This is a genomic window from Pseudomonas sp. MM227, from assembly GCF_947090715.1.
Classification (GTDB): Bacteria; Pseudomonadota; Gammaproteobacteria; order Pseudomonadales; family Pseudomonadaceae; genus Aquipseudomonas; species Aquipseudomonas baltica.
Genome location: NZ_OX352319.1, coordinates 3,973,901 through 3,990,193, shown reverse-complemented (window position 1 = coordinate 3,990,193; position 16,293 = coordinate 3,973,901). Strand labels below are relative to the sequence as shown.

Annotated in this window: 17 protein-coding genes; 10 read left to right on the top strand and 7 right to left on the bottom strand. The window is 64.1% G+C overall.

The genetic code is table 11. The annotated features are described in order from the left end of the window. Nucleotides 1-7: 7 nt before the first annotated feature. The 5 genes from ONG87_RS18165 to rutR form a co-directional block, all read right to left on the bottom strand. Nucleotides 8-934, bottom strand: coding sequence for an ABC transporter permease (locus ONG87_RS18165; protein WP_264381792.1), 927 nt, complete (start codon nucleotides 932-934; stop codon nucleotides 8-10). Continuing rightward, nucleotides 934-2,046 carry an ABC transporter permease gene (locus ONG87_RS18160; protein ID WP_264381791.1) on the bottom strand — a complete coding sequence of 371 codons (1,113 nt, stop codon included), beginning with the start codon at nucleotides 2,044-2,046 and terminating at the stop codon, nucleotides 934-936. Before ONG87_RS18160 ends, ONG87_RS18165 begins: the two co-directional genes overlap by 1 nt. Continuing rightward, nucleotides 2,039-3,553: an ABC transporter ATP-binding protein gene (locus tag ONG87_RS18155; protein ID WP_264381790.1), complete on the bottom strand. Its 1,515-nt coding sequence runs from the start codon at nucleotides 3,551-3,553 to the stop codon at nucleotides 2,039-2,041. The genes ONG87_RS18160 and ONG87_RS18155 overlap by 8 nt, the downstream gene beginning before the upstream one ends. Further along, nucleotides 3,550-4,641: a BMP family ABC transporter substrate-binding protein gene (locus ONG87_RS18150; protein WP_185795164.1), complete on the bottom strand. Its 1,092-nt coding sequence runs from the start codon at nucleotides 4,639-4,641 to the stop codon at nucleotides 3,550-3,552. The genes ONG87_RS18155 and ONG87_RS18150 overlap by 4 nt, the downstream gene beginning before the upstream one ends. Before the next feature lie 212 nt (nucleotides 4,642-4,853). Then, the gene (gene rutR / locus ONG87_RS18145) at nucleotides 4,854-5,576 is read right to left on the bottom strand and encodes an HTH-type transcriptional regulator RutR (protein WP_192054818.1); all 723 of its coding nucleotides are present in this window, start codon (nucleotides 5,574-5,576) and stop codon (nucleotides 4,854-4,856) included. 280 nt (nucleotides 5,577-5,856) lie between these two features. On the opposite strand from rutR, the gene rutA reads away from it, so the two are divergent. Genes rutA through rutF form a run of 5 tightly spaced genes read left to right on the top strand, consistent with a single transcriptional unit; the run spans nucleotide 5,857 to nucleotide 9,388 of the window. Continuing rightward, nucleotides 5,857-6,939, top strand: coding sequence for a pyrimidine utilization protein A (gene rutA / locus ONG87_RS18140; RefSeq protein ID WP_122475453.1), 1,083 nt, complete (start codon nucleotides 5,857-5,859; stop codon nucleotides 6,937-6,939). Then, nucleotides 6,939-7,679: a pyrimidine utilization protein B gene (rutB, locus tag ONG87_RS18135; RefSeq protein ID WP_264381789.1), complete on the top strand. Its 741-nt coding sequence runs from the start codon at nucleotides 6,939-6,941 to the stop codon at nucleotides 7,677-7,679. Before rutA ends, rutB begins: the two co-directional genes overlap by 1 nt. Nucleotides 7,680-7,689: 10 nt before the next feature. Beyond that, nucleotides 7,690-8,073 (top strand): pyrimidine utilization protein C, encoded by a 384-nt coding sequence (gene rutC / locus ONG87_RS18130; RefSeq protein WP_122475450.1) that lies wholly within the window; start codon nucleotides 7,690-7,692, stop codon nucleotides 8,071-8,073. A gap of 20 nt (nucleotides 8,074-8,093) precedes the next feature. Beyond that, nucleotides 8,094-8,876: a pyrimidine utilization protein D gene (gene rutD / locus ONG87_RS18125; protein ID WP_192058481.1), complete on the top strand. Its 783-nt coding sequence runs from the start codon at nucleotides 8,094-8,096 to the stop codon at nucleotides 8,874-8,876. Then, on the top strand, nucleotides 8,873-9,388 hold the full coding sequence (gene rutF / locus ONG87_RS18120; protein WP_122795430.1) for an NADH-dependent FMN reductase RutF: 516 nt from the start codon (nucleotides 8,873-8,875) through the stop codon (nucleotides 9,386-9,388). Before rutD ends, rutF begins: the two co-directional genes overlap by 4 nt. Before the next feature lie 9 nt (nucleotides 9,389-9,397). Here the strand turns inward: rutF and ONG87_RS18115 are convergent, their stop codons facing one another. Next, complete coding sequence (locus ONG87_RS18115) at nucleotides 9,398-10,051, bottom strand: YciC family protein (RefSeq protein WP_122475444.1); 654 nt, start codon at nucleotides 10,049-10,051, stop codon at nucleotides 9,398-9,400. 221 nt (nucleotides 10,052-10,272) lie between these two features. Between ONG87_RS18115 and ONG87_RS18110 the strand changes: the two genes are divergently transcribed. From ONG87_RS18110 to ONG87_RS18090, 5 genes are all read left to right on the top strand, one after another. After that, on the top strand, nucleotides 10,273-10,995 hold the full coding sequence (locus ONG87_RS18110; protein WP_185795168.1) for a DUF2076 domain-containing protein: 723 nt from the start codon (nucleotides 10,273-10,275) through the stop codon (nucleotides 10,993-10,995). 230 nt (nucleotides 10,996-11,225) lie between these two features. Continuing rightward, nucleotides 11,226-11,705, top strand: a complete 480-nt coding sequence (locus ONG87_RS18105; protein WP_043192734.1) for an NYN domain-containing protein — start codon at nucleotides 11,226-11,228, stop codon at nucleotides 11,703-11,705. Between the two features lie 12 nt (nucleotides 11,706-11,717). Further along, nucleotides 11,718-12,329: a PolC-type DNA polymerase III gene (locus ONG87_RS18100; protein ID WP_185795169.1), complete on the top strand. Its 612-nt coding sequence runs from the start codon at nucleotides 11,718-11,720 to the stop codon at nucleotides 12,327-12,329. Nucleotides 12,330-12,420: 91 nt separating this feature from the next. Next, nucleotides 12,421-13,320 carry a drug/metabolite exporter YedA gene (gene yedA / locus ONG87_RS18095; RefSeq protein WP_122475725.1) on the top strand — a complete coding sequence of 300 codons (900 nt, stop codon included), beginning with the start codon at nucleotides 12,421-12,423 and terminating at the stop codon, nucleotides 13,318-13,320. A gap of 39 nt (nucleotides 13,321-13,359) precedes the next feature. Then, entirely contained in the window at nucleotides 13,360-14,694 is a 1,335-nt protein-coding gene (locus ONG87_RS18090; RefSeq protein ID WP_122475438.1) for a DEAD/DEAH box helicase, read from the top strand. A gap of 129 nt (nucleotides 14,695-14,823) precedes the next feature. On the opposite strand, the gene ONG87_RS18085 is transcribed toward ONG87_RS18090, so the two are convergent. Further along, on the bottom strand, nucleotides 14,824-16,050 hold the full coding sequence (locus ONG87_RS18085; protein WP_264381788.1) for a TIGR03862 family flavoprotein: 1,227 nt from the start codon (nucleotides 16,048-16,050) through the stop codon (nucleotides 14,824-14,826). Between the last annotated feature and the right edge of the window lie 243 nt (nucleotides 16,051-16,293).

The following is a 16,293-nucleotide window of genomic DNA, read 5'->3' as shown; positions in this document are numbered from 1 at the left end:
AAATCGGTCAACGTCGCTCTTCGCGAACATAGGGCTCACCCAGCGCGCCGGGCTGGCTGGCGCCCGCACGCTTGCTGGCGGCAACCCAGACCATGACCGCCAGGGTCACGGCATAGGGCGTCATCAGCATGAAATATTGCGGCAATTGCACCCCGGCGGCGGCCAGTTGCGGAATCAATGCCTCGATGCTGCCGAACAGCAGGGCACCGGCGAAGGCGCGCCAGGGCGACCAGCGGGCGAAGATCACCAGCGCAATGGCGATCCAGCCACGGCCGCCGGTCATGTCGGCGATCCACATCTTGGTACTGAGCACGGCGATGAACCCACCGGCCAACCCCATCAGCGCACTGCCGGCCAGAATCGCGGCCAGTCGATAGCGCAGCACTGGCAGGCCCGCGGCATCGGCAGCCTGGGGGTTTTCGCCAACGGCCCGCAGCTTCAGCCCTGTGCGCGTTCGATTCAGAAACCAGACCACCGCAACAAAGATCAGCACGGTCAGGAACACCATCGGGTTCTGCCTGAACAGACCGCCGACCACCGGTAGCTCGCTCAATGGCCAGAGCTCCGCGGCCTGCAAACCGCTGACCGGACGATTGGTCCAGCCCAGCAAGGTGCCGAAGAGCCCGGTCAGGCCCTGGCAGAAAAACACCAGGGCCAGGCCGGCGATGACCTGGTTGATGCGCAGTAACAGCACCATCAGCGCGAACAGCAACGAGACCGCGCTGGCCGCCGCCATGGCCGCCAACATCGACAGCCCAGGCAGGCCAAGGGCCAGTTGCATACCGATGCCTGCGAGGGCGCCGACCAGCATCATGCCTTCGGCGCCCAGGGCCAGCACGCCGGCGCGTTCGATGATGATCAGACCCAGCGCGGCCAGGGCGAAGGGCACGGCGAATTCGGGAACGCTGCTCAGCCAGTAAGTCACCAGATCCATCACTGTTCTCCTGCCTGGATGCGCCGCAAACGGTGGCGTATGAAGAAGTCCGACGAGGCCACGCAGATCACCAGGATGGCCTGGATCAACTGCACCATCGAAAAGGGGATCTGGTAGAACACCTGCAGGTTGCGCCCGGCGACGAACAGCATCGCCACCACGAGCGCGACCACGGCGGCCGCGAACGGGTTGTTGCGGGCCAGAAACGCGATGAGGATTCCGGAGAAGCCATAGCCCTGATAGAACGACTGGGTCAACCGACCTTCCTGGCCTGCGCTGACGATGAAGCCTGCCACCCCGGCCAGAGCGCCGGAGAGCAACACGGTGCTGAGGATCATTCGCCGCACGGGGACGCCGACCGCGCTGGCAACCTTGGGGTTGGCATCGACGAAGCGCAGGTACAGTCCGGCGCGCGATACGCTGATGAACCACACGGCCAGGGCCATGATGACCAGGGCGATGACGATCGCCACGTTGTAGCCGGCGAACAGGTCCGGCAGGCGTTCGAACGGCTGGAAGGCCGGTGAGTAGGGAAAGTTGTCGCGTGGGTCTTTCCAACTGCCGTAGAGCAGGTGCAGCAGAAAGTTGGCGGCGATGTAGTTGAGCATCAGGGTCGAGATCACTTCGTTGACCTTCAGGCGCAACTTCAGCAGAACCGGGGCCAGGGTCCAGAGCATCGCGCAGGCGATGGCCGCTGCCATCATCAACGGCAGGCGCAACGCTTCGGGGCCGACCTGGAAGATCGAGACGGCCGCCGCGCCAATGCCACCCCAGATCATCTGGCCTTCCAGGCCCAGGTTCCAGAACCTGGCGCGGAATGCCAGGCAGCCAGCCATGCCGACCAGGATCATCGGCGCCGCCTGGAACAGCACGGCCTTGAAGTTGCCGGCATCGAGCAGCGTCTGGCCGACGAACTCTTCCAGCAGTTGATCGGCCGGCACGCCTGCTGCCACCAGAATGGCCGTGCTCAAGGCCAGGCCGACGATCACCGCGAGGCCGATCACCAGGGCTTGGCCGCTCCAGCCCATCTGCTGACGCAGCTCCAGGGTGTAGCGTCTGCCGAGCAAGGGTTGGCGTTGCGCCTTGATCAGGGGTTGGGAGAGTTCAGTCATGGCTTACCATCGCTTTGCCAATGGCCTGGCGGTCTGCCGGGCAGTCGAATTCGGCGACGATGCGGCCGCCATTCATCACACCGATGCGATCGGCCAAGGCCATGACCTCGTCAAGGTCTTCGCTGATCACCAGCACGGCGGCCCCGGCGTCACGCGCGGCGCGCAGGCGTGCATGCACCGCCTGGCTCGCGCGCACGTCCAGGCCACGGCTGGGGCTGTGCACCAGGATCAGTCGCGGATCACGGCTGAACTCGCGCGCGATCACCAACTTCTGGGCATTGCCGCCCGACAGCAGCGCCGCTTTCTGCTGCAGTGAGCGCACACCCTGCACATCGAAATCGGCCACGGCCTGGGCGGCATCTTCCAGCAGGCGTTGGCCGCGCAAGCGCAGGAAGGAGCCGTAGCGCCCATCGTGCAATTGGCCGATGGCGAAGTTTTCCGCGACCGAGAGCGAGCCGGCCAACGCGGCGCCGTATCGATCGGCAGGGATGGCGGCGATGCGCAGGGCCCGACGCTGTGCGGCGCTGGCGTTGCGCAGGTCGCCGAAGGGCTGCAGATGGATATCCCCTTCGGTGGGCTGTTCAAGGCCCATCAGGGCATTGGCCAACTCGCCCTGGCCATTGCCACCGACGCCGGCAATGCCGTAGATCTGCCCGGCACAGAGCGTCAGGTCGACGCCTCGCAGCGCGCCGGTGCCGGCCACGCTGGTGAGGTTCCTGACCCGCAGCAACGGCTCGCCAGGCGTTGCCGGCAACACCGCGCCGTGGGGCGCCGACTCGCCCACCGTCAGGCGCACCAGTTCTTCGATGCTGACGCCTTGCGGGTCCAGGGTCTTTATCGTGCGGCCGCCGCGCATGACCGTGACCCGGTCGGCGTAGCGTTTGACATCGGCCATTTTGTGAGTGACCAGCACTACGGCGGCGCCCTGGCGGGCAAAGGACTGCACGGTGCTCAACAAACGCTCGGCTTCCTGGTCGGTAAGCACGGCGGTCGGCTCGTCGAGAATCAGGATGCGCGCCCCGGCCAGCAGCACCTTGAGGATTTCCACGCGCTGCTGCTCGGCCACCGACAGGGTCTCTACCACCTGGCGCGGATCGAGGACAAAGCCCAGTTCCTCGGCCTTGCTGGCGATGGTCTGTTCCAGCGCTGCAAGCCGCTTGCGATAGCTGCCTTCACCCGGTTGCTCGGGCAGGGCCAGCAGGATGTTCTGCGCCACGGTGAAGGGGCGCACCAGTTTGAAGTGCTGGTGAACCATGCCGATGCGGTGCCGGCTGGCATCCTTCGGGCTGTTGAGCCGCACGCTGTTATCGTCGATCAGCACGCTGCCGGTTTCCGGTGCGTACAGGCCTGCGGCAATGTTCATCAGGGACGACTTGCCGGCGCCGTTCTCGCCGAGCAGGGCATGCACCTCGCCCCAGCGTGCGCTGAAGTCGGCTTCGCTCAGCGCCTTGAAACCGTCGAACGACTTGCTGATACCGGTGAGTTGAAGCGCGTTGGCCTGGCTCATTTCTGCGTCTTCACGCCTTCGACGAACCAGTCCATTTTCCACAGGTCCGGATCGCTCATGACCTGGTCGGGAGCAAGCCGCTGTTGGCCATCGCGGTCGGCCATGGGGCCTTTGTAGAGGGTTTTCGTGCCCGCCAGCAGTTCAGCCCGGGCGGCTTCGATCTTCGCCCGATTCTCGGGGCTGATCGCGGCGTCCTTGGTCAGGCTGATATCGGTGCCGCCCTGCTGCATCGACAGCAACGCGCCGTTGGCCTCGGGTACCCAATTGCCCGCCATGATTTTCTTGATTTCAGGCGTAAGGAAGCGATCCCACACCCACATCGACGAGCACACCGTGGCTTTGGGCGCGAACTCGCTCAGATCCCGATGATGACCGGTGCCATGAATACCGCGCTCTTGTGCCACGATCTGCGGAGTAGGGCTGTCGACATGCTGGCCGATCACGTCGATGCCGTTGTCGATCAGCGCCATGGTCGCGGCGCGCTCCTTCACCGGGTCGTTCCACGCACCGGTGTAGATGACGGTGACCGTGGCGGCGGGATTGATTTGCTGAGCGCCCAGTTCGTACGCGTTGATGGTCCAGTTGACCTGGCCGAAGGGGTTGGCAGCAACGAAGCCCAGCTTGCCTGACTTCGACGCCGCCCCAGCCGCCATGCCGCACAGGTACTGGCTTTCGTAGGTGCGGCCGTAGAAGGATTCGAGATTGGCGGCGTTGGTGGTGCCCGAACCATTGAGGAAGGCTACCTCGGGGTATTTCTTCGCCAGCGCCAGGAAGGTGTCGGAGTAGCCGAATGCGGTGCCGATGATGATGTTGGCGCCGCGCGCGATCAGGCGGTCGACCACGGGGGTGACGGCCGCAGCGTTTTCAGGGACGCTTTCGACGTACTGGATTTTCTGATCCAGGCTTTTTTCCAGCTTGAGGCGAGCTTCGTCGAAAGCCTGGGTCCAGCCACCGTCGTTGCGTGGGCTGATGTAGACCATGGCGATCTTGGCCGGGCCCTTGAGGGTGAGGCCCTCGGCGTATGCCGCACTCCCTGTCCCGTAGGCCGAAGCGGCGAGCAGCATTCCTGGCAGCAGTGTCTTGAGCATGAGGCGCCTTCCTGAAATATGAGCGTGGGGCAGCAGGGCGCTGCCAGGGCCAGAAATCTGCCCTTGGCCGCCCGAAGCTCGAAAGCAGCATCCGTGCCATATCAGAAAAACACTTGTTTAACAGTTGCTTGAGTTATTCATCCAGCTTAATTCAGAGCAGTTGGTCCGAAGTAGAGCACTTGGTTTGTGCGCTCGGCACGATTACGGGGCGCTCAGCTGGCTCGGGGTCGCACGCCATCGAGTATCAACCCGCGCAACCCCACCAGGACCTCTTCGAAGAACACCGGATCGTGCAAGGTCTTGCCGGTCACTGCCTCCACCTGGGTGCGGAAGTCGGCGTAGTGCTGGGTGGTTGCCCACAGCGAAAAGATGAAGTGGTGCGGGTTGACCGGCGCCAGTTGGCCCGTCGCGATCCAGTGCTCGATCACCGCAACCTTGGTGTCGACGGTTTCGCGCAAGGGCTGCTGCAGTTCACTGAGCATCAGCGGGGCACCCTGCATGATCTCCATGCAGAACAAGCGCGATTCCGCTGCGTGATCCCGGGACAGTTCGAGCTTGGCTTTTATATAGGCACCGATGGCTTCTACCGGGTTCTTGTCGGCAGTGAAGTACTGCAGGGGGCTCAGCCAGACCTCCAGCAACTGCCTGAGCACGCTCAGGTAAAGGTCGTCCTTGCTGGAAAAGTAGTACAGCAGATTGGTCTTGGACACGTCGGCCCGGGTGGCTACCTGATCAAGACTGCTGCCGTGCAGGCCATAGCGCGAGAACACATCCAGTGCGGCGCCCAGTATCGCGGTGCGCTTGCTTTCCATCAGTTGCAGCCGGCGCTTGAGTGCCGCGGCGCTGGGCTCTCGGGTCGCCTTGACCACAGGCTTGGGCTTGACGTTGCGCGCGCGCTTGGCACGGGGCTCGTTGGCGGGTGGCTGTTCTTTCACGCGACTGGAACCTGCAGCTGGATGTAGGCGGCCATGATAACGGGCGAATGTCTGCCGACGATACAGGCAGGGCAGCGGCGTGCATCGTTTTGCACCGGCAGCCGGAAAAGCGCACAAACCAAGTGCTCTACTTCGGACCAATTGGTCCACCAATACGCCTGTTTAATTCATAAGTTTATGAAAAGCATAGCTTAATCAAACCTGGCCCGATCCCTGCTAAGTACCCTTTCATGCGCAACCTGTCCGGTGCGTAACGCTCATTACTCAGAGAGGGACCCACATGGATATCGGTGTTTTCACTCCTATTGGCAACAACGGCTGGCTGATTTCCGAAAACGCGCCGCAGTACCTGCCCACCTTCGAATTGAACAAGCAGATCGTGCAGAAGGCCGAGCACTATGGCTTCGACTTTGCGCTGTCGATGATCAAACTGCGCGGCTTCGGCGGCAAGACCGAGTTCTGGGAACACAACATGGAGTCGTTCACGCTGATGGCTGGCCTGGCCGCCGTGACCAGCAAGATCCAGTTGTTCGCCACCGTTGCCACCTTGACCATTCCGCCGGCCATCACCGCACGCATGGCGGCAACCATCGACTCGATTTCCAATGGCCGCTTCGGCGTCAATCTGGTCACCGGCTGGCAGAAACCGGAGTACGAGCAGATGGGCCTGTGGCCCGGCGACGAGTTCTTCGGTACCCGCTACCAGTACCTGGGCGAATACGCGCAGGTACTGCGCGACCTCTGGAGTACCGGGCGCAGCGACTTCAAGGGTGAACATTTCACCATGCAGGACTGCCGTGTCAGCCCGCGTCCGCAGGCCGACATGAAGCTGATCTGCGCCGGCCAGAGCGAAGCGGGCATGGCCTTCTCGGCGCAATACGCCGACTACAACTTCTGCTTCGGCAAAGGCGTCAACACCCCGACCGCGTTCGCCCCCACCGCCCAGGCGCTGGTCGAGGCCAACAAGAAGACCGGGCGCCACGTGACCTCCTGCGTGCTGTTCATGATCATCGCCGCCGACAGCGACGAGGCGGCCCGCGCGCGCTGGGAGCACATCAAGGCCGGTGCCGACCAGGAGGCCATTGCCTGGCTGGGCGAGAAGGGCTCGGCAGACAAAAGTGCCAGCTCCAACCTGCGGCAGATGGCCGACCCCACCTCGGCGGTCAACATCAACATGGGCACCCTGGTCGGCTCGTGGGCCAATGTGGCGCGCATGCTCGACGAAGTCGCCAGCGTGCCGGGCACCCAGGGCGTGATGCTGACGTTCGACGATTTCGTGCAAGGCATCGAAGACTTCGGGCAAAAGATACAGCCGCTGATGAGCAGCCGTCGCCATGTGCTGCGCACCCTGGAGGCCGTGTGATGAATACGCCCGCGAGCGTTTCCGGCGTGTCCCTGCCGCTGGACCCGCACCCTGCCCGTGAACTGCCCGCCCGCCCCGAAGCGCTGCGCATGAAAGCCAGCGAAACCGCGCTGGTGGTGGTCGACATGCAGAACGCCTACGCCACGCTGGGTGGCTACCTGGACCTGGCCGGCTTCGATGTGTCGAGCACGGGGCCGGTGATCGCCGCCATTCAGCGATCCATTTCGGCAGCCCGCGCCGCTGGCATCCCGGTGATTTTCTTCCAGAACGGCTGGGACCCGTCCTACGTCGAGGCCGGCGGGCCCGGCTCGCCCAACTGGCACAAGTCCAATGCGCTGAAAACCATGCGCAAGCGCCCCGAACTGCAAGGCCAGCTGCTGGCCAAGGGCGGTTGGGACTATGCCCTGGTCGACGAGCTCAAGCCCCAGCCGGGCGACATCGTAGTCGCGAAGACCCGCTACAGCGGCTTCTTCAACTCCACCTTCGACAGCACGCTGCGCGCGCGCGGCATCCGCAACCTGGTGTTCACCGGCATTGCCACCAACGTGTGCGTCGAGTCGACCCTGCGCGACGGCTTCCATCTGGAGTACTTCGGCGTGGTGCTGGCCGATGCCACTCATCAGGCGGGCCCCGCATTCGCTCAGCAAGCCGCGTTGTTCAACATCGAAACCTTCTTCGGCTGGGTCTCCAGCGTCGATGACTTCTGCACCACCTTCGCCCCTGTCGGGCAACCCTCCTGAGGACGCACAGATGACCAAGCAATCGATTATCCCTGCAGGCACCGGCAAGCCCCTGGCGCCGTTCGTTCCGGGTTCGCTGGCCGATGGCGTGCTGTACGTCTCGGGCACCCTGCCGTTCGACAAGGACAACAACGTGGTGCACGTCGGTGACGCGGCAGCGCAGACCCGTCACGTGCTGGAGACCATCAAGGGTGTGGTGGAAACGGCCGGCGGTACCCTGGATGACGTGACCTTCAACATGATCATGATCCGCGACTGGGCCGACTACCCCAAGGTCAACGAGGTGTATGCCGAGTACTTTGCCGGCGAGAAACCTGCGCGTTATTGCATCCAGTGCGGTCTGGTCAAGCCCGATGCGCTGATCGAAATCGCCAGCATCGCTCACGTCGGCTGACGCTCAACCCGGAGGTTTCCATGTATCACTCCATTCAAGGTCGCCAGGACCCCAGCGCACCTACTTTGCTGCTCAGTTCCGGTCTCGGCGGCTCGGCCGGGTTCTGGGCCGGTGATCTGGCGCTGCTCGGCGAGCATTTCCGGGTCGTGACCTACGATCACGCCGGCACCGGGCGCAGCCCTGCGCAACTGCCCGAAGGCTACTGCATCGCGCACATGGCCGAAGAGCTGCTGGCACTGCTCGATGAACTCGACATCGAACAGTGCCATTTCATGGGCCATGCCCTGGGTGGACTGGTTGGGCTGGAACTGGCAGCGATGTGCCCGGAGCGGTTGAGCAGCCTGGTGCTGATCAACGCCTGGAGCAGCCCCAATCCGCACAGCGCCCGTTGTTTTGCGGTACGCAAGAACCTGCTGCGCCACTGCGGCTCGCAGGCTTACGTACAAGCGCAGGCGTTGTTTCTGTATCCCGCCGACTGGATCGCCAGCAACGGCGCGCGTCTGGCCGAAGACGAGGCCCATGCTCTGGCCCACTTTCCCAGCCATGACAACCTGCTGCGGCGGATCAACGCGCTGGAAACCTTCGACATCGAATCGCGGCTGCAAGGCATTCACACGCCCACGCTGCTGATCGCCAACAGGGACGACATGCTGGTGCCGTGGCAGCGTTCCCGGCACCTGGCCGATCGGCTGCCCAATGCCACGCTGGTGGTACTCGAATACGGCGGGCACGCGTCAAGCGTCAGCGACCCGCAACCCTTCCATCATGCTGTGCTGGACTACTTTCAAGGACTTTCACTATGACCGTGCCTCATTCGCTTCCCGTCGAGCGTCAAGCCTTCCGTGACGCCATGGCCGGCCTGGCCGCCGCCGTGAACGTCATCACCACCGACGGCCCCCATGGGCGCGCGGGTTTCACTGCCACGGCGGTGTGCAGCGTGACCGACCAGCCGCCGACGCTGCTGGTGTGCATCAATCGCACTGCATCGGTGTACGAATCGTTCACGGGCAACGGCACGGTGTGCGTCAACACCCTAGGCAATGGCCAGCAAGCCTTGTCCAATGCCTTTGGCGGCAAGACGCCCCAGGCGCAGCGCTTCGAGGGCGGCTGCTGGAGCCAGGGGGTCACCGGTGCGCCGATACTGGAAGGTGCCAAGCTGTCTTTCGACTGCAAGATCACCAGCAGTACCAGCGTCGGTACCCACGACATTCTGGTGTGCGAAGTACTGGATATTCGCCAGCAAAACGAAGCCGATGTGCTGGTCTACTTCGCTCGCCGCTACCACGAGCTGGCCGGCACCCAGGCCAGCGCCTGAACGCAGTGGTCAGTCAGGCTTGCTCATCAACATGAACAGGCGAAACAACACGACGCTGGGCAGCAGCTGCAGGAAGCTGTTGACGCTGTCCACCAGCAGCCGCACCAGCGTGGGCTGGGTGTCGGTCCAGGCCATGGCGCTCAGGCCGTCGAGCAGCCACAGCGGGATCATGATCGCCAGCAGGGTGAACAGGATCGGCCAGAACTTGCCCTTGGTCATGTCGAAGCTTTCGCGCATGGCCTGCAAGGGGGTGATGTTGCGCAGCACCAGCAGGTATTCCGAGAACGACAGCTTGATCATCAGGTACAGGCCCGGCAGCACGAACAGCCACATGCCGAACATGATCAGCAGTGTGCTGAGGGCAGCCATCAGGGCGAAGCGTGGCCACAGGTGCAAGGCCTTGCCCAGCAGGTGCCGACCCTGCGGCTCGTAGCCGTCGGTGCGGGCGTCGAGAAACAGGATCAGTGCGGCGGTGTACAGCGGGTAGAACAGCAAGCCCACGGCCACGTCGTACATGACAGTGGCGTCGGGGCCACTGGCGCGCGCCACCAGTTCGCGCGCCAGGGCCTCGCAGACCACCAGCGGCAGGCACAGGCGCAGGATCGCCCACAGGTTGATGCGGAAGAAATAGAACGAGTCGCGCAATACGATCAGCGGGTTCATGGGGCCGGGTCACAGGTCAAAAAGCAGGTCGACACTTTAGCCGATGGTGGCGCTTTTCAACACCCGGCCCGCAGGCTGCGAACGGCGGCAACGGGGGAGGGTGAACAAAGTTTAATCGCGGCCGGTCATTGAAAGGCGGGGCGCCAGCCCCATCATTGAAGCAGAACCGACGCACTGTGCGCCGGCTGTACCCATTTTGTGGGCAATCGAGCGAGGTCGCCATGAACACTGATGAACAAAGCTTGATCGACGGTCTGTTCACCCGCCTCCAGCAGGCCGAAAAAGATGGCAGTGCGCGTGATGCGCAGGCTGACGAACGCATCAAGGGGCATGTGGCCGCCCAGCCGGCCGCGCCTTATTACATGGCGCAGGCGATCCTGGTCCAGGAAGCGGCGATCAAGCGCCTGAGCGAGCAGAACCAGCAGCTGCAGACCGAATTGCAACAGGCGCGCAGCCAATCGGCAGCACCGGCACAGCAGGGCGGTGGTGGTTTCCTGTCGAGCATTTTCGGCGGCGGCACTCGCGATGCACAGCAGCCTGCGCGGGCAGTGCAGCCGCAGGGCAATGGCTGGCGCGAGCCGGCCCGCCAGGCGCCGGCGTACCAGCCACCGCCACAGCAGAACTACGCCGCCCCAGGTGCTCAGGCGCCGGCCGCAGGTGGCGGTTTCATGCGCGGCGCCCTGCAGACGGCCGCGGGTGTGGCCGGTGGTGTGATGCTGGCGCAGGGCATCAGCAGTCTGTTTCATCACGACAATCCGCAGGAGGTCGTCGAGGTGATCAAGGAAGAGCCCGCCCAGGCCAGCGACGGCGGTGGCTGGAACGAAAGCGGCGATGCCCAACAGGTCAGCAATGACAGCTGGAATGAACAGGGTGGTTTGGCGGATGCCGGTTATGACAGCGGCGATGACGGCGGCTTCATGTCCGAGGATGATGATTTCGTGTAAAGGCCGAGGGCCTCTTCGCGGGCAGAGGGCTCGTCGACCTGCCTTTACATTGCTCGGTGGACCTCATGGCCTCTTCGCGGGCAGAGACCCGCTCCCACAGGGTTGCGCGCGATCCTGTGGGAGCGGGGCTCTGCCCGCGAAGAGGCCGGCACAGTCACCCCCATCCTTGCCTCAACACTGGCATACTGGCTATCCAGAAGCTCAGGCGCCCAGCGCGACGAGGAAGTGCGGTGAAGAAGATCGCGGTGTTCGCCGATGTACAGAACCTTTACTACACCGTGCGCCAGGCCTACGGCTGCCATTTCAATTACGCCGCGCTGTGGGCCGACATCGGCCAGCGTGGGCAGATCGTCGAAGCCTATGCCTACGCCATCGACCGTGGCGACAGCAAGCAGCAGCAATTCCAGCAGATCCTGCGCAACCTCGGCTTCACGGTCAAACTCAAGCCCTATATCCAGCGCAGCGATGGCTCGGCCAAGGGCGACTGGGACGTGGGCATCACCATTGATATCATGGACGCCGCCGACCACGTCGACGAAATCGTGCTTGCCTCGGGCGACGGCGACTTCGACCTGCTGCTCGATCGCATCATCGGCAAGCATGGCGTCGAGGCCGTGGCCTATGGGGTGCCGGGCCTGACCGCCAACTCACTGATCCGCGCCGCCACCCGCTACGTGCCCATCGAAGGTGCGTTACTGTTGAAGAACTGAGGTTTCACCGCTTTGGAACGCATTGCTGTCATCGACTTCGAAACCACTGGCATCTCGCCGAATATGGGCTGCCGCGCCACGGAAATTGCCGTGGTCATGCTCGAGCGCGGCGAAATCGTCGGGCGCTACCAGAGCCTGATGAACGCCGGCTTGCCCGTGCCCGGCTTCGTCGCCAGCCTGACCGGAATCACCACGGCCATGGTGCGCAAGGCACCACCGGCCGCCGAGGTCATGGCCGAAGTGGCCGAGTTCGTCGGCAGCACGCCGTTGCTTGCGCACAATGCGTCCTTCGACCAGAAGTTCTGGGACCACGAGCTGAGCCTGCTGCGCCGGGCACGGGTGCAGAGTTTCGCCTGCTCGATGTTGATGGCCCGGCGCCTGTTCCCTGGCGCGCCGAATCACAAGCTGGGCACCTTGACCCAGTGGGCGAAACTGCCACACACCGGCCAGGCTCACCGGGCCATGGCCGACGCCGAGATGGCCGCCAACCTGACCCAGCACCTGGCGCTGGAACTGCGCGAACGCCACGGGCTGGCCGAGGTGTCCCATGGGTTGTTCTGCACGCTGCAGAAAGTGCCGATGGCGAAGATGCGCGAGGTGTTGCAGAAGTATCGGATGGGCTAGGGCTGGAGGGCCTCTTCGCGGGTAGAGGGGAGTGCCGCCCGCGCCGTTCCCATCAGGAAAGAATAAAAACACACCATGGATGACCTTTGAAATGCCTGCCAAGTCCCGCTTCCCCCTGCTGCTTATCGGCGCTTTTCTGGCCCTGTACTTCGTCTGGGGCTCGACGTACCTGTTCATCCGTATCGGCGTCGAGTCCTGGCCACCGTTGCTGATGGCCGGGGTGCGCTTTCTCATCGCCGGAACCCTGCTGTACAGCTTCCTGCGCCTGCGCGGGGCGCCCAACCCCAGCTGGCCGCAATGGCGCGCAGCCGGGTGCGTGGGCATCCTGCTGCTCAGTTGCGGCAATGGTGGGGTCACGGTCGCCGAGCACGCCGGGGTGTCCTCCGGCGTGGCGGCGCTGGCCGTGGCCACCGTGCCGCTGTTCACCCTGTTCTTCGGCCTGTTTCGCGGCCAGCGCAATACTCGTCTGGAGTGGGCCGGCATCGTCCTCGGGCTGATTGGCATTGGTCTGCTCAACCTGGGTTCCAACCTGCAGGCCAGCCCGCTGGGCGCCACCTTGCTGATTTTCGCAGCGGCCGCCTGGGCCTTTGGCTCGGTGTGGAGCCGCAGCCTGCCATTGCCCCAGGGCGCCATGGCAGCAGCGGCGGAAATGCTCATCGGCGGCGCGGTGCTGCTGCTCGGCAGCCTGATTTCCGGCGAGCGCCTGCAGCAATGGCCGACCGCCGCCGGCTGGGGCGCGCTGGCCTACCTGGTGTTCTTCGGTTCGATCGTGGCCTTCAGTGCCTATATGTACCTGCTCAAGCACGTGCGCCCGGCAGCCGCCACCAGTTATGCCTACGTCAACCCGGCAGTGGCCGTGCTGCTGGGCATTCTCTTCGCCGGCGAGCACATCGGCGTCGAGGAGTGCGTGGCGATGGCGGTGATCATCGGTGCGGTGGTGTTGATCGGGGTGCCGCAATGGCGCAAGGCGAAAGCGCTGCCGACAGGGTAAACTGCCGGCCATTGCGAAACATCTTCTGACGGTAGACCCATGACATTCGCCACCCTTGGCCTGATCGAACCCCTGCAGCGCGCCCTTGAAACGCTTGGCTACCAAACGCCGACTCCGGTGCAGGCCCAAGCCATTCCCGCGGTACTGGCCGGCCGCGACCTGATGGCCGCGGCCCAGACCGGCACCGGCAAGACCGCCGGTTTCGCCCTGCCATTGCTGCAGTTGCTGGCCATGGAAGGGCCCAAGGTGGCAAGCAATTCAGTGCGCGCGCTGGTGCTGTGCCCCACGCGCGAGCTGGCCGAGCAGGTCCACGCCAATATCGTCGAGTATGGCGAGCACCTGCCGTTGAGCACTTATGCCGTGTACGGCGGGGTCAGCATCAATCCGCAGATGATGAAGCTGCGCAAGGGCGTCGACCTGCTGGTGGCGACGCCTGGGCGTCTGCTCGATCTGTATCGGCAGAACGCAGTCAAGTTTTCCCAGCTGCAGACCCTGGTGCTGGATGAAGCGGATCGCATGCTCGACCTGGGCTTTTCCGAGGAGCTGCGCGACATCTATGCGGCCTTGCCGAAGAAGCGTCAGACCTTGCTGTTCTCGGCGACCTTTTCCGATGCCATTCGCTTGCTCGCCGGGCAGATGCTCAACGACCCGCTGAGCATCGAAGTCAGCCCGCGCAACGTGGCGGCCAGCTCGGTGCAGCAGTGGATCGTGCCGGTGGACAAGAAGCGCAAGGCCGAGCTGTTCTGCCATCTGTTGAAGAAGCAGCGCTGGAAACAGGTGCTGGTGTTCGCCAAGACCCGTAACGGCGTCGACGCGTTGGTCGAGAAGCTGCAAGGTCTGGGTGTCAACGCTGATGGCATCCACGGCGACAAGCCCCAGGCCACGCGCCAGCGCGCGCTGGATCGCTTCAAGGCCTCGGAGGTGCAGATCCTGGTGGCCACCGATGTTGCCGCGCGCGGCCTGGACATCGAAGACCTGCCGTTGGTGGTCAACTTCGACCTGCCCATCGTCGCCGAAGACTACATTCACCGCATCGGTCGCACCGGTCGCGCCGGGGCCACCGGTGAGGCTATCTCGCTGGTCTGCGCCGACGAAGTGCAGTTGCTGTCGGCCATCGAAACGCTCACCCGGCAGACGCTGAAGCGCGTCGACGAGCCTGACTTCGTGCCCGACCACCGCGTGCCGGACACCGATGCCAGCGGCCAGGTGGTGAAGAAACCGAAAAAGCCGAAGAAGCCCAAGGTCAGTGGCAGCAAGAAGAACCTGGGCAAGTGGGTCGACAGCGGTGACTCACCGGTGGATGCGGTGCCGGTGGTCAAGCCAGTGCGCAAGGTCCCGGTGTTCAATACCGGGCCGCGCAAGCGCAAGCCTTGAGGTGTGTGGGGGGGCTGAGGGCCTCTTCGCGGGCAGAGCCCGCTCCCACAGGTTAAAGGGAATGCCGACCCTGTGGGAGCGGGGCGGGCGGCGAGCCTTCTGCCCGCGAAGAGGCCCTCGAGGCAAACATCACCCCCGCGCCAGCCACTCCAGCACGCCATCCGCCGCGCGCCGCCCGCTGGCGAAACAGGCTGTCAGCAGATAGCCGCCGGTAGGCGCTTCCCAGTCCAGCATTTCACCCGCGCAGAAGGTGCCTGGCACAGTGTTGAGCATCAGGTGCCGATCCAACCCTTGCAAGTCCACACCGCCCGCCGTGCTGATGGCCTCGTCCAGCGGCCGCGCGCGCACCAGCGTCAGCGGCAGGGCCTTGATCGCCAAGGTCAGCGCATCGAGGTCGGCAAAGGCTTGCGCATCGATCAACTCCCGCAGAAGGCCGGCCTTCACCCCTTCCAGACCCAGTTGCCCCTGCAGGTGCCGGGCCATGCTTTTAGACCCCTGCGGCTTGTGCAACGCGGCCCGAACCTTATCCACAGGACGGTCCGGCAGCAGGTCCAGATGCAGGGTCGCTTTGCCTGTGTGGTTGATCGCCTCGCGAATCCCGGCTGACAGTGCATACACCAAACTGCCTTCCACCCCTGTTTCGGTCAGCACGAATTCACCCCTGCGCAAGGGCTCGCCAGCCAGCCCGAGGGCAACGTTCTTCAGCGGTGCGCCGGCGAACTTCTCCCGCAGCAGCGCGCTCCAGCCCGGCACTTCGAAGCCGCAGTTGGAGGGTTGCAGCGGCTTGATCGGTACACCGCGATCATGCAACAACGGCACCCAGGCGCCGTCGGAACCCAGCCGCGCCCAGCTAGCGCCACCCAACGCCAACACCGTGGCATGCGCAGGTATGGCCAACTCGCCTTGTGGATTGGCGATGCGCAAGCTGCCGTCGGCGTTCCAGCCCAGCCAGCGGTGGCGGGTGTGGATAACCACGCCGGACTCGCGCAGGCGCTTGAGCCAGGCCCGCAGCAACGGTGCGGCTTTCATGTCGGCGGGGAACACCCGCCCGGAGGTGCCGACGAAGGTGTCGATACCCAGGCCATGAATCCATTCGCGCAGCCGTTGCCCATCGAATGGGTCCAGCCATGCTCGAACGTCCTGCGCACGTTCCGCATACCGCGAAACGAAAGCCGGGTAGGGCTCGGAATGGGTGATGTTCATGCCGCCGACGCCTGCCAGGAGGAATTTGCGGCCCACCGAGGGCATGCCGTCGTAGACGTCGACGGCCACGCCGGCAAGGCTCAGCACTTCGGCGGCCATCAGGCCCGCCGGGCCGCCGCCGATCACGGCGACGCGAGGGGAAGAAGAGTGCATGTAAGCGGATCGACAGGGAAAGAACGAGAATTCTACACGGCTCGTTCCGCCCCTGTATCCACAGGCGGCGCTGATCAAAATGTGATCACATCACTGAAAGCCCCACAGCGCAAGGCCTGCAGCCTGTTTTGCGCAGGTTATCCACATGCGGTTGCACAGCGGATGTGGGTAACTGGCGCGTGCGCGTGCAAAACCGCTCGACAGCACTGATCAAAAAATGACCGCTTCGCTCATACCCCCGCC